Origin of the sequence: Bacillus cereus group sp. BfR-BA-01309, assembly GCF_022664315.1 — a bacterium.
GTDB classification, from domain to species: domain Bacteria; phylum Bacillota; class Bacilli; order Bacillales; family Bacillaceae_G; genus Bacillus_A; species Bacillus_A mobilis.
This window is the reverse complement of sequence record NZ_JAKUHE010000007.1, coordinates 147,318-166,994: the sequence shown is the minus strand read 5'-3', so window position 1 is coordinate 166,994 and position 19,677 is coordinate 147,318. Positions and strand designations below refer to the sequence as shown.

The window sequence follows — 19,677 nt, the reverse complement described above, 5'->3', positions numbered from 1 at the left end:
TTTACTTTATTATATATTTTACCAAAATGAGCCTTCCGCCCAAACTATTTCGTACAAACATTTGGGCGAAAAGATTCACTTCATGAAGATTATTCGTCTTTTAACCCTTTACCCATACCTTTTAAGAAATGAAGCCCAAACCCGATAGCACGGTTAATATCTGGGTCTTTCAATACTTTCATAAGATCGAATACCCCTACTTTTTTATTACTCTCTAGATGTTCATTACCTTCTTCTAGTCCTACTAATAAACTACCTATAAGCTTCTTCGTAAGTTCCGGATCAAGTTCTGTTAAAGCACCTGCAGCACCCATCATATTATTAATTAAATTTGTAACAGGCTCACGAGTCACTTGGCCGAGAACGATTTTTGCGATTGGTTCTTTCGCTTTTAGCATAGAATTTGCAGCTTCTAGCATTCCGATGTCATTTAATTCACCGACAATATTAAACATTTGATTTAAAGCTTCTTCATTATTAGCTAGAAGTTCTTTTAAATCATCTAATTTTTGCTGTTGTATTTCTTCCTCAGTTAATTCTTGTTTCTGAATCATTTTTATAGGTGCAGCCATATTTTTCTCCTCCTACTTATCCGTTAAATGCACATACCCTGGACGTGCCCACTTACGATCTACCTCAATACCAGCTTGAGGATGACGTTTTTTATTACGTGGGTTTGCTTTTGGCATCGGATTTTCGCCATCAACTTCTAGCACTTCCATACGCACTTTCGTCTGTTTATAAGCAGGTGTGTTCGTACGCGTATCAACTGCAGGACCTGTTAAGAAATTAATTGCTGTTTCATTATCTGTAGAGTTCATCGGTAAATATAACTCATTCGCTTTTACACGGTCTGTTACAAGCGCACGTAATTTTAATGCTCCAAAAGGGGAGACAAGACGAACTAATGAACCTGTTTTCACTCCACGTTCTTTTGCAAGCGCTGGAGAAATTTCAACGAAAACGCCAGGTACTTTCGTTTGAATACCTGTTGATTTATTTGTCATATTCCCTTCATGGAAATGCTCAAGCATACGACCGTTATTAATGTGAAGATCGAACTCCGCTGGGAATTCAGCTGGACGTACCCAATCAGCAATCGCAAAACGAGCTCTTTTATCCGGGAAGTTAAATCCATCTTGGAACAGAAGTGGTGTATTTGTTCCATCAAAACTTCCCCAATGGAAACTATTCCATCCTTCAAGTACTTCATAATTTGCTTGTGAGAATAGTGGTGATAAACTTGCCATTTCAGCAAAAATTTCACTTGGATGGCTATAATTCCAATTTGCACCTAATTTATTCGCAATCTCCTGCACAATCCACCAGTCTGGCTTCGCATCTCCAAGCGTAGGGAGAACTTGATACAATCTTTGTACACGACGCTCTGTATTTGTGAAAGTACCTTCTTTCTCAAGAGACGGCGCTGCCGGTAATACAACATCTGCATATTGAGCAGTTTTAGATAAGAAAACATCTTGCACAACGAAGAAATCAAGGCTTGATAACACTTCATGTACATGGTTCGCATTAGAGTCTACAAGAGCCATATCTTCTCCGACAAGATACATAGCTTTCATTTTCCCTTCATCAATCGCATGAAGCATTTCAATATTATTAAGACCTGGTTCACTATTAATTTTCACTCCGTAAGCCATTTCAAATTTCGCACGCTCCATATCGTTAGTCACGTGCTGATATCCTGGAAGCCATCCTGGTAAAGTACCCATATCACAAGCACCTTGTACGTTATTATGACCTCGAAGTGGATATGCACCAGCACCTGGACGACGATAATTACCTGTTGCAAGAAGTAAGTTTGAAATCGCAGCAGAAGTATCAGATCCACCCGTATTTTGCGTTACTCCCATACCCCAAAGGATACATGTACCATCTGCATCACGAATCATTTCAGCCATTTGAATAAGTGTTTCTTTTGAAATACCAGTCATTTCTTCTGCATATTCAAGTGTATATTCTGTCAGACTCTCTTTGAAATCTTCAAAGAAGTTTACATTCTCATCAATAAATCGTTGATCGTGCCAGCCTTGATCAATCATATATTTCGTAACAGCCATTAACCATACTTGATCTGTTCCTTGTTTTGGACTAATAAAGACGTCTGAACGCTCTGCCATTTCTGTTTTACGAAGATCAGCCACAATTAATTTTTGTCCGTGTAATTTATGTGCACGTTTAATACGTGTAGCTAAAACAGGATGACCTTCTGTCGGATTACAACCTACAATAATAACAAGACCTGATTTTGCGATATCTTTAATCGTTCCAGCATCTCCGCCCATACCAATTGTACGGAATAATCCGTCTGTCGCTGGCGATTGGCAATAACGTGAGCAGTTATCAATATTATTCGTTTCAAATACTTGTCGAGCTAGTTTTTGAATAACATAATTGTCTTCATTCGTAATTTTTGATGAAGAAATAAAACCGATAGCATCTTTACCGTATTTTTCTTTAATAGATCCTAATTTACTTGCAACTACATGTAGTGCCTCTTCCCATGTAGATTCAACAAACGTTCCATTTTTACGAATTAAAGGTTTTGTAATTCTTTCTTTAGAATTTACGAAATCCCAACCGAATTTTCCTTTTACACAAGTAGAAATTGCGTTAACTGGCGCATCAGAAGAAGGCTGTACTTTAAGGATTTTACGCCCTTTCGTCCACACTTCAAATGAACAACCTACGCCACAAAATGTACAAACTGTTTTCGTTTTCTTCGTACGAGTATCACGCATGGCCGCTTCCACTTCTGATACCGCAAAAATACCGCTATATCCAGGCTCAACTTCTTTAATTAAATCTACCATCGGTTCAAGAATATCTGGTTTTAATCCCGTCATAAATCCAGCTTCACCGAGCATCGTTTTCTCCATTAAAGCATTACAAGGACAAATGGTTACACATTGGCCACAGCTCACGCATGAAGAATCATTAATATTTACTCCTTCATCCCAAATAACTCGTGGGCGTTCCGCTTCCCAGTCTATTGATAACGTTTCATTTACTTGTAAGTTTTGACATACCTCAACACATTGACCGCATGCAATACATTGATTGGGATCGTAGCGATAAAACGGATGCGTCATATCAACTTCACTTACATCTACTTTCGGTTCATAAGGATATTTTTGATGTTCAATCTCCATTAATTCTGCTGTATTATGCAGTTTACAGTTCCCATTGTTGTTATCACATACCGTACAGTATAATAAATGATTTTCTAGTAACCGATCCATCGCCTCTGTTTGTGCTTCTTTTGCACGAGTAGAATTACGTTCAATGTTCATACCTTCCGTCGCCACTGTCGAACAAGAGCGCATTAACTTTCCGTCAACTTCTACAATACAAGTGTCACATGTTTGAATAGGATCTACTTCTGGCACGTAACAAATTTGCGGATGTTCAATCCCGTTCTCATTAATAACACCCAATATCGTTGAACCAGGCTCCGCTGTATACTTTTTTCCGTCAATTGTAATATGAACCATGTTGTTATTCATGGTCTTTCCCCCTTTTTGAGAATAAAAAAACTCCACCACGAAAATATACGCACCACATTTCGGCACGTTATTATCATGGTGGAGTAGTTTATTAGCACATCTTGCTAAAATACCAATCCATTTATTCATAAATAAAACGATAGATTCATAACAGGTCATATCACGATTCCATCTTTAACACTATAATTATAGCGTTAAAGCTAAAAATATACAATATAAAATTTAAACTACGCATATGTCCGCATAGAACTATCCATAATAACCCATATAATATATGACAAGGAGTAAGCGAACAAATGGGGTCTTTTAATAAATGGATACGTGGTGAAAAATCTTTTTCTGCACAAGAGCAAGCTGATCACCAATTAAAAAAATCTATTTCTTCTTCTCTTTCCCTTAATTTAAAGCACTTATCCAAACTGTTTAGCGGTATTCCAGAATTAATTACACGCACTTTCCCGTTAAAAAACGGCAAAGAAGCTGCACTTATATATATGGAAGGACTTGTAGATAAAACTGTTATTAACATTGATATTCTTCGCCCACTCCTATTTAAAGAGTGGAATGAGGACGATTTTTGGGAATCTTCCGTTACAATCGGGAATATAAAGAAAGTTCAGCAGTGGGCAGACATCGAACAGTCCCTTTTACATGGAAAAAGCATTTTATTCATTAATGGACAACTTACAGCTTTAGAACTAGATACGCAATCTGCGCCAAAAAGAAGTATTGAAGAACCGACTACAGAAACTTCCATAAAAAGCTCACACGAAGGATTTAATGAGGTAGCGAGCGACAGTCTTGCACTTATTCGTCGCTATATTCCAAATCGCGAATTGAAAGTGAAGGAATTCACTGTTGGTGAACGAGCTACTTCAAAGGTTTTTTTGCTATACCTAGCAGACACTGCAAATGAAGATGTCGTACAAGAAATGGCATGCCGTATCGAATCCATTAAAGTGGATGCCATTCTTACTACCGGAGAATTAGAAGGATTTGTTGAAGATAATTCCTATACTCTCTTTCCCCAATTATCTATCACTGAACGCCCTGACACAACGGCCCATCATATTCTGGATGGACGAATTGCTATTGTTGTAGATCGCTCACCAGGCGTATTAATTGGACCTATGACCTTTTCAGCTTTTTTTCAGACGATAGATGATTACAGCTTTAGGCCAATGATTCCATCTTTCATACGATTACTTCGTTTCACCGGATTATTTATTGCAATATTTGCACCAGCTCTTTATATTGCTATGATTTCCTTTCATTATGAAGTGATTCCACTTAAATTATTGTTAACAATTGGAGAATCTCGAGCTAAAATTCCTTTTCCTCCTATATTAGAAGCACTTTTGATGGAATTAGTACTTGAAATGCTCCGCGAAGCTGCGGTTCGGCTTCCTGGTCCCGTTGGACAAACGATCGGCGTCGTAGGAGGGATTGTTATTGGACAAGCCGCGGTTCAAGCAGGAATCGTAAGTAATGTTATGGTTATCGTCGTATCTATTACTGCAGTCGCTTCTTTCATCATTCCTAACATGGAAATGTCGGCAGGAATTCGGCTTCTTCGATTCCCAATGATGGTAATCGCTTCTTTATTTGGTGTCATTGGCATTATGGTCGGGATGGCAATTATCATCATCCATATTCTTTCTATGGAATCACTTGGTGTACCATATGGTAGTCCTTTTTCTCCGTCATTTGCTTCGGATTTAAAAGACATTCTCATACGTTTCCCATGGAAAATCATGAAAAAACGACCTCTCTCTCTTAACTTGAAACAAGAAAACCGACAACGAGATATGAAGGAAAGGAAGGAAAAAAAGTGACAAATCGCGCAAAGAGGGAGATCACTTTATTTCAATACATTCTAACAATTAGTGGTGTTCAAGTTGGATTTGGTGTACTCACACTTCCACGTGAAGTTGCACAAGGAGCGAATACCGATGGCTGGATGTCAATTATTATTGGATGGGCTATAACTACTTGTGTAAGTCTTTGTATTATACAAATTATGGCGAAACATCCTGGTTATTCTTTACTTGATGTGTTAACACGTTATTTTGGGAAATGGCTAGGAAAAATCGCGATGCTGCTTTGGATTTTATATGCTGTACTTGCAGCTGTCTCTTTAATATTCTCCCTCTTATACGTTATTCACATTTGGATTTTACCTAGATCTCCTATGTTTTTAATTATGATGTTACTATCTATTCCAATGCTTATGCTCGCATGTAAAGGTGTTCTTATTATTAGCCGCTATGCTGTTTTTACTGTCTTCTTTACACTCTGGATGCCATTATTATTATTTATCCCACTTAAAGACGGGCATTGGGTTTATCTTCTTCCTCTCCTGAAAGAGGGATGGATACCCGTTTTCAACACAGTAAAATCAACTATTATTGCGTTTCTCGGATTTGAGTTTGCATTTGTCCTTTATCCTTATCTCAGTAATAAATCATCTGCAAAAAAAGGCATTGTTCTTGCGAATTTGATTACGCTATTTGTTTATCTTCAAGTCACGTTCGTCTCTTTTGTTTATTTTAGCCCGGATGGTATAACAAAGTTTTTATGGCCCACTCTTTCTCTTGTTACACCATTTCACTTTTCATTTCTTGAACGGTTTGAAATTATCTTTTTGTCATTTTATCTCTTCATTATTTTTGATTCTTGCATTCCCTATATTTTCACTGCTTCAGATGGAATCAATCAATTGCTTAACAAAAAAGGGAGTTCATTACCTGTTTGGTTTTTATTATTAGGGTGTGTTTTCGTTTTATTCTTTTATATCCCATCCTCGTATCAAATAAGTGCATTGCGAGAATTTTGGGGAACTGCAAGTTATTTTATCGTTTTTCTATTCCCAGTCTTATTTCTCTTATACATGACACTTTATCAGCATTGGAAAAGGAGAAAAATTTAAATGAGATGCTTTATTTTCACTATATTTTGCTTTCTCATAACCTTTTTAACAGGATGTGGAGGAGATCGGCTCGACTTAGAAAAACAATCCATTTCATTAATTTATGGGTTTGACGCAAAAGCAAAAGGAAAATTAATTGTGTACCACGTAAACCCTATTTTTAATGAAGATGTGGAGAAAAAATACGAAACTCATGAAGCGACAGTACATACCCCTCGAGAAGCGAAAGCAACATTTAATAGTTCAAGTAGCGGTTTAGTATCTACAGAAAAGTTACAGCTCATTTTATTTAGCACGAAGTTTTTAAAACAAGAAGGCGCTATGCCTTACCTTGATGTTTGGTATCGCGACCCTAAAAATACTGGAAATATGCGCATGGTTGCAGTTGACGGTCCAATTTCTTCCGTTATATATAATAATTTTAAAGATAAGCCTGCACTTCCTGAATATTTAACAGATTTAATTAATACGAACAAACTGTACAATCGAACCGCGTTTACGACATTCCATGAATTTCATAGGCAAACTTTTAATAAAGGTATAACACCTGCTATCTCAGAAATAAAAAAAGGAAAAAAAGATATTATCGTTACCGGTTCCGCACTATTAACTTCTCGCGGAATTTATAAGATGTCTTTAAATCGATATGAAAGTGCCCTCCTTCTTCTATTACAAAAGAAGGCCAATACACCAGTTTCTCTTACAATGAAGATCCCTTCTACTCAAGTTGAAAGTAATAGTGATTTAAAAGATACAGACGGCAAAGATTTCGTGACAATAAATGTTCTTAGTATGAATCGTGACATTCACACAGGTTATAACGATAACCACTTCAAATTTAATATTGCAATGGATTTTAAAGTTTCCGTATCTGAACTTACATTCAACATGGATATAGACAAAGATAGAAAGAAATTAACTTCTCTTATTACAAAACAGCTAAACAAAGATTTAAACGATTTAATCCACAACATTCAAAAACAGCAACTTGATCCGTTTGGATTTGGTGATTATGCGAGAGCGTTTCAATATAAAGAATGGAAAACTGTCGAAGATGATTGGCCACGTGCCTTTTCAAAAGCTAATGTGAAAGTAGCTCCTACTATTAAAATTTTAGAAAACGGGATCATTAAATAATAAAAACACGCTACTTACTCTTATACGTGTAAAGAGTAAGTAGCGTGTTATCATTTTTATCTTAAAACTTCTTATACAGTTACGCTTCTGTTTCTGGTTCTTCGTTTTCCGCTTGTTCCAATCTTTGTTGCTCTGCAAGTTCAGCTGAAATCATTCCATAATAAATTTCTGGATACAATCCAAATATTTGATATACACTTCCTAAAAACGGCATCGGAATCCCTCTTTTCTAAAGTTGTATTGCCACTTTTAAGGATTCCCTTTTCATTCATTAAACATTCGTTTTTGGCGTCTCCTCTTCATCATGAACGCTTAATAAATTTTGCCATTTTTTATAAGGAGCACTATTTGGATCTACATAACCTTTCGCGTACGAACGATCCCACAATTGTTTAATAAACATTTCTTTCTCTTTCTTTGCAACCATATCGGCACCTGTACCGTAATAGTTTTGGAAATACAACTCAATTTCATCAAGGAATAGCCTTAATAATTCATCAGAAGTTTCTTCTAGCGTTGGATCATATTTCGCTTCACGGTCATACATTAAAATCATATCTAATATATTATGGACATGCTCTTTACGAAGCCATCTAATATCTTGAGCACCTAATACAAACGGATGTGTATATAAATGTCCGCCCTGTATCATAGCTTTTTCTTGTTCTTCTTCAAATCTGGACAAGATGTTTTCATAAATAAACGGATTATGAAGCAACGCTCTGTGTAATTTGTAACTTTCACTTGAAATATTTTTTCCCATCGACTGAATTAAGAAGCTACGCCCAACGCCGTTATATTGATACACGAACTGACCATCAACAGCAACTAAACTAATCCAGCGATACATATACGCGTATAGAAGAGCTCGATTACATTTATCGTAATCTAACTTCGTTTGTGTTACATTTAAGTCTGGCATGAATGCTGGTAAGTGCCAATACTTATCTAAATGCGGCGTTAAACTAGATTTTTTACTATTCAACTTGTTTACACGGCGATAGTATGACTGAAAATAATCACCTTTATCATTCATAAATCCATTTGCAATGTGTCCAGACGAAAGCTTAGGAAAGTCTTGCAACGATAAACCGTAATGCGCACGATAACAAATGACTTCAAATGGCGAAAAAGCTTCATGTACTGTATCTTTTTCTTTAAACATTTCTTGAATTAATTCCTCTTGTAGTTCTTTCTTTAAAGACGGATGTATACCCCAATATTGTAATTCCCTATGATGTGAAACTTTCGGCACAAATGGACTAGCTAAATGGAACAAGTCTTCAATTTTTTCACGGACGTATTCATCACGATCACGCTTCTTATAATCCGCTTCTTTTCGTAACGCCTCAACGATATTCAGTTCTAACTTATCGCGATAGCGTATTTGTAATTCATCGTAGCAATAACTTAGTATGTGCTCACGATAAAAGTCTTCTACCTTTTTCGATTGAATCTCTTCTGTTTTCGCATCCCGGCAATATTCCCCGTATAAACTCATATAAATTTCCGCAGATATATCTTTCGGTAATACTCCTAAATTTAAATGTTGCTGCATATCTTGCCATATTTTTTCTTGTAACTTCTCTTCAGCTAATACGTATACATTCGTTGGGTTTGTTTTCCCTTCAAATTCCTTGCTTCGTTTTTGAATTTCGAACAATAAATTTTCACGTGTTTCGTGTAAATTATCAAAAAACCTTTCCCAATATTGAATCATTTTATTAACTGCTTGATATAGTGATTGATACACGAGTTCTAATAGCATTTCTTTACGATACTCGTTTAATTTGTGTACGTACTGCGTTACAATATCTTCAAATTCTTTTTTAAACAAACGCTGCTGATTATTCATCATTTTCCCAAACCAGCCTTGTTGCTGCGCGATTTCTACTCGGCGAACAGCTGTTACCGTTCCATCAATATTACTTACATTAAATTTCTTATCGTAGTTTTGAATTAAATTACGCTTTTGTTCATTATTTTCATGTAAACGATTCATTTTCTCTACTAACTGCTTTCGAATTTCATACAACATAAAACGAGCTGATACTGGATGAACAGGATCTGTTTTCTTTAAAAACCATGTATTTAGTTGATATGACTGCCCTTCAGAACCACTTGGTGAAAAACGGTCTGATTCAATCATGTCATATAAAAGTGTCGTTACGTGTTCATGTACGCGGCTCGGAATCGCATACGCATATAAACGAACCGCATGATCCACTCTTGCTACTTCACCTTTCATTTGCTCCATCATTTTCAGCTTCGCAGCCGAAATTTTACACTCATGCTGCAGACGGTTTAATTCCTCATCTTTTTGCACCGTACGCTGTACATAGCTTTCTACAGCTTCTAAAAATAATTTAGATTTCGCTACACCAACCTTACCACCTTCTGCTCCTTCACGCGTTTCATTGTACATTTGTCTATAGAAAATATGAGCCTGCTCCGGACGAGTAGCAAGATGTTCTAAGTCTTCTAAATAACTTTTCCCACGCTCTGGCTTTTCACGTTGCATCCCTCGTTTTACATCTTGATCATATCTTTGTTTCTTCTCTTGAAACAGTTGATCTAAATGAAGCCACGATTCATCTAAACCTTGCACTGCCCATTTTAAAGCACAATATTTTAACACGTGCTCATACGGATAAATAATCTTTGCCGTTCCTGCCCCGCAATATCGTCCTTTCCCGCTCGATTCTGCTAATTGCTGAATTTGATTATCTTCCTGCGCAAAATGGTTTGCAGACATCGGACTAAATAACTGTAAATAAATCGTATTTGCCATTTGCTCCATATAATCTGATAAATTGTGCAGATGGTGTCCATGTAGATTTTCATAATCGTATAAGAAACAATAATTGTACGGTAAATGATGCTGTTTAATCGTATGATTCGTTCTCCCATCCTCATCTACTTGATCAGGACGATACTCTAATTCAATCGTGACGCCACCGCGTTTTGATAATTCCCCCGTAGAACCGAGTGTAATGGCATGTAATTCTTTTAAAGATGCATAGCCGTTTGCTTGCACCGTTTCAAACTCTTTCGCACTAACCGTTCTCGTCTTAACTAAAACGTCAGGCATTAGAAACGCACCACGTATTAAAATGTTGTGATGCTGCAGTTTTTTCCGAAGCATTTCACGTAAATATAATGCAATTTGTAGAAACATCCCTGAACCTGTTCCGCCCGCTAGTGACGTTACTATAATGACACGTACTCCATATTCCGTTTGATCGCTTGTAACCGGAAAAATCTTCTCGATTTCTTGCCAAAAGGATGTCAATTTATCTTCTTTCATCGCAGCACGTAACGCTAAACGGGAAATGACGCGTAACTGTCCTGCCCCTTCCGTCAGTGGTTTATCAAGTATAGTCGGGTCCATTGGAAACCATTCTGGAATCGTTGGATCTCCCGCAATATACTCTCTTGGCGTTTTACTTGAACTCGTTTGTGTTTTAAACTTTCGAATATGATCAAATTTACTCAATGTATTCACATCTGTATCAAATACGTGCATTGCTACCTTTTTCCGGCGCTCCTCAGGTAGTCTTTCATATATTTGATGTGTTACAGTACTACCGATTCCACCTAAACCAATTAATATCGTTGGAACTTGTAACGTCATGTGAACCACCTTCCTATTCTTGCTTGTTTGAAAAGAGGAGGGAAAGCTAAAATCCCCCTCTTTGCCCTATCTACTATTCACACTCGTACCTGTAAATCTCTTTACCATATCCTCTATCAATTACTAAAAGTTCATTTGGATATAGCGTCTTATGCTCCATTCCAACCTCATCCTCTGTTATAAACATCCCATCAATAATCATTCCTACTACTTGTGACTCTTTCGCTACAAATATTGATTTCGATCCTTTCTTTGCTATAAACGTAACAGATTGCACAGTCTTTCTTTCTGCCCTAAACGGAATGCCAAAATAGTGCTTCCACCATTTATTTTTAAGTAACTCTGGTTCAGATTGATATAACCAATCTTTCGCTACCTCTTGATCCCATTCATAATACAATAGTGCTTTCCGGTGAAATCTTGGACGAACAATCCATCCTAAAACGATTATTCCTACTACTAACAGTAATAAAGTGATAGGAATAACAAACTTAAAGATAAGCGCATATTTTTCATAAAACGGTGCATTTTGAATATGAAGTGAAATACTTTTCTTTACTTCTTGTAATTTTGAATCTTGCACTGCGATGGTAGCTTCTACGGTGCCGGTATCTGTAAAATTGAATGTGTCGGAGTAATGAGGTCGAGGATAAATATAAATTTGATTACCATGTTGTTTTATTTCATAGTTGATTGATTGTTTAGATGTGACACCAGTAGATTTTAATAGTTTCTTTACAGCCTCTTCTGTCATCGGCTTACCATCTAACTGTGGTTGTATAATAAAGGGTTTACTATTCTCTAAATTTGTTACTTTTTCTTCATAATCTTTCGTAATAGTTTGCAGTGATAATTTTGGTTTTTTCGTTACTTCGACTTTAAATTCTTTCGTCTGTCTGTAAAATCCCTTTATGTTCATATGAACTTTCCCGCGCACTAATCCTTTATCAATCTTCGTTTCGTAGTAAAATACATGTTTTTTATCGTCCCACTTCATCTGGTACTGTTTTCCGTCTATTTCTACTTCTGCCTGAAAATATGAAGACTGAATTGGTAATTCGGTAGGCTTCGCTTCAATAACAGCGGTAACACCTTCGTACATTTCTTCCACATTTTTTTGACTACGATCATCTTTGTCATAAGTAGAAACAGTATAGTTAAGCGCTGGTTCAACTAGTACTTGTAGTCCTTCTTTCTCAATGTCTCGATCCACCTCTATCGTATAAGTTCCTGGTTTAATAACTTCCTGATTTTCCGTACTGATATGAACTATATTTCCGAATAATTTCGCTTCTCCTGGTGCATGTATGGAATAGGAAGATTGTAATTGTAACGGTTTAGAAATTTGTGTGACCTGATAAGTAGACAAAGAAGGCGATTGTCGTACAAGCGTCATACGCTTTAATGGAAATGGTGTTGTAATCTCTACTTTCTTCCCTACTACTTTCGTTTTTACAATCGATTCAACAGAAGAGAACGGATCACGATTTGCAACTAATGCTGCCACTTGATTGACGCTTTTTACAATACCATCCTCTCCACTAGATGGCATCGTAACTCCGTTTATCTCTTTCTTCCATATCTCTTTAAACGTATTTAGTTGTGCCTTTTCTTGCTGTCCTAAATCCTCTTCCATCGTAATTAAAATTGGATGTAGCGATATCTTTTTTGCATCCATATCCTTCTTAAACTGTGCTAGCTTCTGCAAAATTTGTTCTTTTCCGCCAACCTTATCTTTCTCTAAATCATTAAATGCCCCGTCAGTTAAGACAATAAGCCAAAATTCACGTTTTCCATCTATATCTGCTTCCTTTTTTATAGATTGCATCGCCGTTTCTACTGCGCTAAACGGAGTATTTAAATACGTTTTCCATGCCCCAATTCCCTCAATTTCTGTTTGTCTCTTATCCTTCGTTAATGAAATGTTTAATGGATCATTCGGCTTGCTCATTGGAACATACGAAAATTTATCTTTTTCATCTAATAGCGCAACTAAACTTTGCAAAGCATAATTGGCATATTTCCAGCGATCGTTATTTCTCATGCTGCCCGAATCATCATATACAAGTGAAACGACCCTTTCCTTTGCCTCCTCTCCTTTTGCAAAAGTCCAAAAAGGATGTAACCATATAAATAGAAACAACATGAATGTGGCACAAATTCGAATTTTCATGATGAGGCTTCGCCACCTTTGTAGACAAATTCCTATGTTTAAATTTATGAGAGGAAACAAGATATATGACTTGTATTTTAGGACAACTACATAGCATAACTTTATTATGTAAACAGTTATATAAACTGAATAGTATTCCTTCTAGCGTTTTCTATCCGATACTATAAGTAAAAAAGCCTGTTTAAGCTCTACACTTAAAACAGACTTTTCCTACTTTTCATATTGAAAACATATATCAAAAAGTTTGATTTTGAATTAACACATCACTTCAATTGTAAATCCACCAGGTGCTTCAACATAAAACGTATACGCATGTGCATGCTTAGGAGGTTCGACCAAAAAGCCATCCTCCTTCAATCTTTGATTCATCTTATTTACTTGTTCTTCACTTTCTTGAGGAAACCCTACATGAAATGTTTGTGGATAATGTACGTCTTTCCCTTTCATTAATGTTAATATAAACCCATCATTATCACGCAAAACTGCAAAGCCATTTCCCCTTGTTCCGCTACAAGTTAAACCAAAATATTTTTCTAAAAACTCTCTAGTAGCTGCTACATCTGAAACTGTTAAATTAAGATGTTTAATTTCCAAACCGCCACCTTCTTTCTTAATTTTCTAACATTTTATCATAAAAATAAAAAACACGCCTTTCACAGCGTGTTTCATTGCTTCACATACACTTCAACAACCGGATTATCTTTATTATCCGCATGCAAGCGTATATTCTCTTCACTCGCACTATAAATACTGGCTAATAACATAATTGTTAACACATTAGGCGTTTTTGCATCGCTTCCGTATTTTCTTTCAAGTGCTTCCTTATATTCAAAATCCAAATCCCCTTGCACATATGTATACACTTCAAAGCCATCTTCTAAATTGCAAACTACTGTATCAATTATATCTGCCCCTACTTGCTTCTTCATTTCCTCTCGCAATGCTTCAATAAATTCTTCCCACGGTACTTCGTATGTCTGAAACTGATCTGTAGATTTCATTGCCTTTTCCTCCTTATATATCCTTCTCCTATATTTCCCCTTTCCTATAACAATTATGATAGATAGGGCATTCGTACAAGCCGCACTTGTCCCCCTTACATATCGTATTACTGTAATGGAGAAGGAGGAAAGAACATGCATAGACAAAAATGCTATGATACGTGCCAACGTTATTTCGGTAAAGTCGTTCGAATTGAAGATCGTGATGGGCGCGTCCATTTAGGTAAAATAATTGATGTGACAAAAAACTCTGTATGGATTGAACCAGTACAACAGCACTCATCTTTTGATACAGGATTCGGATACTATGACGCTTATACAAACGGTGGTTGCGATCTTTGCGGCGGCCTTAGCAGATGTGATAGTTGCGGGTTTGGTTGTGGTGGTGGATTCAGTGGCTGTGGATGTGGCGGTCGTGGTTGCGGTAATTGCGGCGGCTGGGGAGGCGGCGGTTGTGGATGGGGCGTTGAACTTGGATTTGGTTTCATCTTCGGAATTACATTAGCTGCATTATTTTTCATTTAACATAGTAAAGAGTTGACTATCTTTAGCCAACTCTTTTTATTTATTTTTCACATATAAAAATACGATGACCTAAAATATGTTGGTACATAAGTCGTACATTTTCATGCTGTACCCATGCCTCATATAATTCATTTGGAATATGCGAGGATACATTCCATTCTGGATCTTCTATATAGCCCGAGATCGTTTCTGCAATTGTACCACCGCCAGCAATTATAATTCTTTTAAAATTTGCCTTCTGGAATAATTGTACCCATTCATTCTCAGTTAATAGTTCTTCCATCCCGTATAACTGGACAATCTTTTCTTCCTCACTCTTCTCAATGTGCCTATCAATAATCATTTCAATGACAACAAGCTTGCCATCCTTCTGTAATACACGATAGCACTCCGAGATAACCCTTTCTTTCTCTGTAAAAGCGAGTATCGATTCTCCGAGTACGAACTCAAATGAATTATGCAAACAAGGTAATTGCTCTACATTCCCTTCAATTAATTGAATGTCTAGTCCTTCAATTAACCATCTATCTTTCGCCTTTTGAATCATAATCTCATTCTTTTCAACCGCCGTTACTTTATAACCACATTCTTTTGTCATATATGCCGCTGTTTTCCCCGTACCGCACCCTATCTCAAGGACATTTGCTCCAAATCTAAAAGGTAGTTGCGCCAACAATTGTTTTGTTAGCGTAAAGCCACCAGGATGAGCACTTCCTATTCCATAATAAGCTAGGAAATCGATGTAAGTATTTCGTTCCATGGGATTCTCCCTTTTTTATTTTATATATTCGGGGAAGAAATAAAAGTGCATAGAAAAAGCATTTTCAAGTGCTATAATACCGCAACTTGAAAATGCTCTTCTCTTTTTTATTTCTCTTCAATATACGCCCATTTGAAGCTATATTCCGGACTAATATTATGTTTCACAATTCCCTTTATATTTGGTTTCATAACATATGATTTAGCACTTTGGTATAAAGGTACAAGCGCTACATCATCTTCAAGTAACAATTTCTCTGCCTTCCCTAACTCTGTCCAACGTTTTTTTGCATCAGCCATCCATTCTGTCTTACTTTTAGTAATAATGTCATCATATTTTGAATCTGAGTAGCTCATCTGGTTCTGAGAATTTGTCGTTTCAAACATATCAAGATACGTCATTGGATCCGCGTAATCTGGATTCCAGCCACCATATGAAAAATCATAATCTTGGTCTGATTCTAATTTCAGCTTTTGCTTAAATGGTTGCAGTTTAATATTTACTGTCACGCCTTTTAGATTTTTTTCAACTTGATCTTTTACATACTCCCCAACCTTTTTCGCATTACCAGTATCATAATTTAACAGTTCAATTGTTACTTGATCTTTTCCAAGTTCTTTTTTCGCTTCTTCCCAAGCTGCTGCTGCCTTTTTAGTGTCTTGTTTTAAACCATTCTTGAACGTTTCTGCGAAATCTTTACCATCTGGTCCACTCGCTAAACCTTTTGGTACTAAGTAATCCACTGGTTTTGAACCATCATTTAAAATGACATTCGCTAAAGCTTTCTTATCAATTGATAATGCAATTGCTTCACGTAATTTTTTGCTCTTTAACGGTGTATCTTGCCCGCCACGTTTTTGGTTTAGACGTAAGTAAAACGTACTTGTTTCCGAATACGCACCAAACTCTTCTTTATTATTTCTATACTTATCAACAAATTCTCCTGATAAAAGGGCGAAATCAATCGCTCCTGTATCGTATAAATTCACTCGAGTAGCTGGTTCTTTTACTACACTATAGTTGATTTCCTCTAGTTTTACAGTCTTTTTGTCCCAATACTGCTCATTTTTCTTTAATTTCCAGCCTTGCTCATGTTTCCAATCAGTAAGAACGAACGGTCCGTTATATACTGTTGTATCAGACTCTAAACCGAATTTATTCCCTTTTTCTTTTACGAACTTTTCATTTAATGGATAGTATGACGCAAATGCCATTAAGTTCAAGAAATATGGTACTGGTCTTTCTAGTTCCACTTCAAGCGTATAATCATCTGTCGCTTTTACACCTAATGTAGCAACTTCTCCTTTTCCTTGATTAATTGTTTCTGCATTTTTAATATAGTAAGCAATAAATGCATACTCAGCAGCTGTTTTTGGATCTACGAGACGTTGCCATGCAAATACGAAATCTTTCGCCGTTACTGGATCACCGTTTGACCATTTTGCATCTTTCCGTAATTTAAATGTATACTTTTTCCCATCCTCGCTTTTCGTGCTAGATTCTGCTACAGCTGGGATTGGCTTATTATCTTTATCAAGGCGATATAAACCTTCCATCGTATTCCCTAAAATTTGTGCGCCAAGTGTATCTGTACTTTTAGAAGTATCCATCGTCGGAATTTCATTCGTTTCTGTACGATTTAGCACTTGCTTCGCTGCATATTTTATATCAGATTTCTTCTCTTCCCCGCCATTATTAGACGTTGTAGTCGATTTCTTCTCCCCACCAGATCCAGAAGAACATGCTGTTAACGCCATACTCATTGCTAAAACTGGCACTACAACCGCCGTGAACTTTTTCATCTTTTTCTTCATTCTTGTACCCTCCCCAATTTATATGTACGAAACTAACTTTGAGAGATTTCTAATTTGAATTATCAGAAAATTATTACTAATTATTATTCTACTAATTTTTCGTAATTTGTAAAGTATTTTTAATTAATATTCATAATAATTAATTTATTTAAATCAATAACAATCTATTACTACTATACGAATTCTCCCCCATCTACTATATGTAAGTACCACTTTTCTTATTCTTCTCTATTTATTTAAATTTAATTGAATAGTAAAAGAGCGTTTAAAAAATAAATAATATATTTTTCAAACGCTCTTTTTTCTTATTTCCCTTCCGTTACATACGCCCACTTAAAGCTATATTCTGGACTAATGTTATGTTTCACAATTCCTTTAACATTCGGTTTCATTACATACGCTCTTCCTGTTTGATATAAAGGAACTAACCCAGCATCTTCTTCAAGGAATAATTTTTCTGCTTTTCCTAACGTTTCCCAACGCTTCTTCGCATCACCCATTAATTCATTACCTGCTTTTGATACCATATCATCATATTTGGCATTTGAGTAACTCATTTGGTTATACGGGCTCTTCGACTCGAACATATCGATAAACGTCATTGGATCCGCGTAGTCTGGACTCCAACCTGCATAAGAAATTTCATAATCTTGTGCAGTCTCTAATTTTAATTTTTGTTTGAATGGCTGAATTTTTGTATTAATCGTTACACCCTTTAAATTTTTCTCAATTTGATCTTTAACATAATCAGCAATCTTTTTCGCAGTTCCATCATCATAACTTAGTAATTCAATTGTAACTTGATCTTTGCCAAGTTCTTTTTTCGCTGCTTCCCACGCTGCTGCACCTTTTTTCGGATCATATTTCAGACCATTTTTAAATGTATCTTGGAAATCTTTACCGTCTGGTCCTGTCGCAAGTCCTTTTGGTACTAATTGATCTGTTGCTTTTGAACCATTATTTAAAATAACATTTGCTAAACCTTTTTTATCAACTGATAATGCGATTGCTTCACGAAGTTTTTTGCTCTTTAACGGCGTATCTTGTCCGTTACGCTTTTGATTTAAACGTAAGAAGAATGTACTTGATTCTGCATACTCGCCATATTCTTCTTTGTTCGATTTATATTTATCTACAAACTCTCCTGATAGTAGTGTGAAATCAATTGATCCTGTATCATATAAGTTTACTTTCGTCGCAACTTCTTTTACTACACTATAGTTAATTTCTTCTAATTTCACAGTCTTCTTATCCCAATACTTATCATTTTTCTTTAGCTGCCATCCTTGTTCATGTTTCCATGAAGACATCACGAACGGCCCGTTATACACCGTTGTATCTGCTTCTAAACCGTACTTATCGCCTTTTTCTTTTACGAATTTTTCATTTAACGGATAGTATGACGGGAATGCTAGTAAATTCAAGAAATATGGTACTGGCTTTTCTAATTCTACTTCTAGTGTATAATCATCTAATGCTTTTGCTCCCAAATCTGTTAGAGGTTTTTCACCTTTATTAATTGCTTCTGCGTTTTTAATATAGTAAGCAATAAATGCGTATTCTGACGCTGTATTTTTATCAAGTAAGCGCTGCCATGCAAATACGAAATCTTTCGCTGTTACAGGATCACCATTCGACCATTTTGCATCTTTACGTAATTTAAATGTATATTTTTTGCCATCCTCGCTTTTCGTACTAGATTCTGCAGCAGCTGGGATTGGCTTATTATCTTTATCAAGACGATATAATCCTTCCATCGTGTTCCCTAAAATTTGTGACCCTAACGTATCAGTAGATTTAGACGTATCCATCGTCGGAATTTCTTGATTCTCTGTACGATTTAATACTTGTTTTGCTGCGTATTTAATTTCGGATTTGTTCTCTTCCCCACCACCACTAGACGTCGTACTTGATTTCTTCTCCCCACCAGATCCAGAACACGCTGTCAACGCCATACTCATCGCTAAAACTGGCGCTACAACCGCCGTGAACTTTTTCATCTTTTTCTTCATTTTTGTACCCTCCCCAATTATATGTACGGAACTAATTTTGAGAGATTTTCTAATAACTAGTTATCAGAAAATTCTTATTAATTAATATTCTACTAACTTTTCTATTTTTGTAAAGTTATTTTTAAAATATTCTAAAAATTATTTTTTTGTTATAGTAAAATGTATTTT

Annotated in this window: 14 protein-coding genes; 4 read left to right on the top strand and 10 right to left on the bottom strand. The window is 36.2% G+C overall.

The window, feature by feature from the left end; all coding sequences use genetic code 11:
• Nucleotides 1–89: 89 nt before the first annotated feature.
• A complete protein-coding gene (locus MR115_RS15320) occupies nucleotides 90–572 on the bottom strand; it encodes a helical membrane plugin domain-containing protein (protein WP_242241856.1) in 483 nt (160 codons plus the stop codon).
• 12 nt (nucleotides 573–584) lie between these two features.
• Entirely contained in the window at nucleotides 585–3,524 is a 2,940-nt protein-coding gene (fdhF, locus tag MR115_RS15315; RefSeq protein WP_242241855.1) for a formate dehydrogenase subunit alpha, read from the bottom strand.
• A 296-nt stretch (nucleotides 3,525–3,820) separates the two neighbouring features.
• On the opposite strand from fdhF, the gene MR115_RS15310 reads away from it, so the two are divergent.
• From MR115_RS15310 to MR115_RS15300, 3 genes are read left to right on the top strand one after another with little or no spacing between them, the layout of a single operon-like run.
• Nucleotides 3,821–5,359: a spore germination protein gene (locus MR115_RS15310; RefSeq protein WP_242241854.1), complete on the top strand. Its 1,539-nt coding sequence runs from the start codon at nucleotides 3,821–3,823 to the stop codon at nucleotides 5,357–5,359.
• Nucleotides 5,356–6,453, top strand: a complete 1,098-nt coding sequence (locus tag MR115_RS15305; RefSeq protein WP_242241853.1) for an endospore germination permease — start codon at nucleotides 5,356–5,358, stop codon at nucleotides 6,451–6,453. The genes MR115_RS15310 and MR115_RS15305 overlap by 4 nt, the downstream gene beginning before the upstream one ends.
• On the top strand, nucleotides 6,454–7,590 hold the full coding sequence (locus MR115_RS15300; protein WP_242241852.1) for a Ger(x)C family spore germination protein: 1,137 nt from the start codon (nucleotides 6,454–6,456) through the stop codon (nucleotides 7,588–7,590). It abuts the gene before it with no gap.
• A gap of 79 nt (nucleotides 7,591–7,669) precedes the next feature.
• Here the strand turns inward: MR115_RS15300 and MR115_RS15295 are convergent, their stop codons facing one another.
• The 5 genes from MR115_RS15295 to MR115_RS15275 form a co-directional block, all read right to left on the bottom strand.
• On the bottom strand, nucleotides 7,670–7,804 hold the full coding sequence (locus MR115_RS15295; RefSeq protein ID WP_001116178.1) for a hypothetical protein: 135 nt from the start codon (nucleotides 7,802–7,804) through the stop codon (nucleotides 7,670–7,672).
• 57 nt (nucleotides 7,805–7,861) lie between these two features.
• Nucleotides 7,862–11,224 carry a tubulin-like doman-containing protein gene (locus MR115_RS15290; RefSeq protein ID WP_097819574.1) on the bottom strand — a complete coding sequence of 1,121 codons (3,363 nt, stop codon included), beginning with the start codon at nucleotides 11,222–11,224 and terminating at the stop codon, nucleotides 7,862–7,864.
• Between the two features lie 73 nt (nucleotides 11,225–11,297).
• Complete coding sequence (locus tag MR115_RS15285; RefSeq protein ID WP_242241851.1) at nucleotides 11,298–13,397, bottom strand: vWA domain-containing protein; 2,100 nt, start codon at nucleotides 13,395–13,397, stop codon at nucleotides 11,298–11,300.
• A 255-nt stretch (nucleotides 13,398–13,652) separates the two neighbouring features.
• A complete protein-coding gene (locus tag MR115_RS15280; RefSeq protein WP_242241850.1) occupies nucleotides 13,653–13,991 on the bottom strand; it encodes a VOC family protein in 339 nt (112 codons plus the stop codon).
• 71 nt (nucleotides 13,992–14,062) lie between these two features.
• Complete coding sequence (locus tag MR115_RS15275) at nucleotides 14,063–14,398, bottom strand: hypothetical protein (protein WP_098375165.1); 336 nt, start codon at nucleotides 14,396–14,398, stop codon at nucleotides 14,063–14,065.
• Between the two features lie 135 nt (nucleotides 14,399–14,533).
• Here MR115_RS15275 and MR115_RS15270 point away from each other — a divergent pair, with 135 nt between their 5' ends.
• Complete coding sequence (locus MR115_RS15270; protein WP_061678498.1) at nucleotides 14,534–14,923, top strand: hypothetical protein; 390 nt, start codon at nucleotides 14,534–14,536, stop codon at nucleotides 14,921–14,923.
• Nucleotides 14,924–14,963: 40 nt separating this feature from the next.
• On the opposite strand, the gene MR115_RS15265 is transcribed toward MR115_RS15270, so the two are convergent.
• The 3 genes from MR115_RS15265 to MR115_RS15255 form a co-directional block, all read right to left on the bottom strand.
• Nucleotides 14,964–15,683 (bottom strand): class I SAM-dependent methyltransferase, encoded by a 720-nt coding sequence (locus MR115_RS15265; protein WP_242241849.1) that lies wholly within the window; start codon nucleotides 15,681–15,683, stop codon nucleotides 14,964–14,966.
• Between the two features lie 107 nt (nucleotides 15,684–15,790).
• Nucleotides 15,791–17,497 carry a peptide ABC transporter substrate-binding protein gene (locus tag MR115_RS15260; protein ID WP_242241848.1) on the bottom strand — a complete coding sequence of 569 codons (1,707 nt, stop codon included), beginning with the start codon at nucleotides 17,495–17,497 and terminating at the stop codon, nucleotides 15,791–15,793.
• A gap of 305 nt (nucleotides 17,498–17,802) precedes the next feature.
• Nucleotides 17,803–19,509, bottom strand: coding sequence for a peptide ABC transporter substrate-binding protein (locus MR115_RS15255; RefSeq protein ID WP_242241847.1), 1,707 nt, complete (start codon nucleotides 19,507–19,509; stop codon nucleotides 17,803–17,805).
• Between the last annotated feature and the right edge of the window lie 168 nt (nucleotides 19,510–19,677).

What these genes read in the sequence shown, in the direction of transcription:
- MR115_RS15320 (WP_242241856.1), bottom strand. Translation starts at nt 572, where the DNA reads ATGGCTGCACCTATAAAAATGATTCAGAAACAAGAATTAACTGAGGAA.
- fdhF (WP_242241855.1), bottom strand. Translation starts at nt 3,524, where the DNA reads ATGAATAACAACATGGTTCATATTACAATTGACGGAAAAAAGTATACA.
- MR115_RS15310 (WP_242241854.1), top strand. Translation starts at nt 3,821, where the DNA reads ATGGGGTCTTTTAATAAATGGATACGTGGTGAAAAATCTTTTTCTGCA.
- MR115_RS15300 (WP_242241852.1), top strand. Translation starts at nt 6,454, where the DNA reads ATGAGATGCTTTATTTTCACTATATTTTGCTTTCTCATAACCTTTTTA.
- MR115_RS15295 (WP_001116178.1), bottom strand. Translation starts at nt 7,804, where the DNA reads ATGCCGTTTTTAGGAAGTGTATATCAAATATTTGGATTGTATCCAGAA.
- MR115_RS15290 (WP_097819574.1), bottom strand. Translation starts at nt 11,224, where the DNA reads ATGACGTTACAAGTTCCAACGATATTAATTGGTTTAGGTGGAATCGGT.
- MR115_RS15285 (WP_242241851.1), bottom strand. Translation starts at nt 13,397, where the DNA reads ATGAAAATTCGAATTTGTGCCACATTCATGTTGTTTCTATTTATATGG.
- MR115_RS15275 (WP_098375165.1), bottom strand. Translation starts at nt 14,398, where the DNA reads ATGAAATCTACAGATCAGTTTCAGACATACGAAGTACCGTGGGAAGAA.
- MR115_RS15270 (WP_061678498.1), top strand. Translation starts at nt 14,534, where the DNA reads ATGCATAGACAAAAATGCTATGATACGTGCCAACGTTATTTCGGTAAA.
- MR115_RS15265 (WP_242241849.1), bottom strand. Translation starts at nt 15,683, where the DNA reads ATGGAACGAAATACTTACATCGATTTCCTAGCTTATTATGGAATAGGA.
- MR115_RS15260 (WP_242241848.1), bottom strand. Translation starts at nt 17,497, where the DNA reads ATGAAGAAAAAGATGAAAAAGTTCACGGCGGTTGTAGTGCCAGTTTTA.
- MR115_RS15255 (WP_242241847.1), bottom strand. Translation starts at nt 19,509, where the DNA reads ATGAAGAAAAAGATGAAAAAGTTCACGGCGGTTGTAGCGCCAGTTTTA.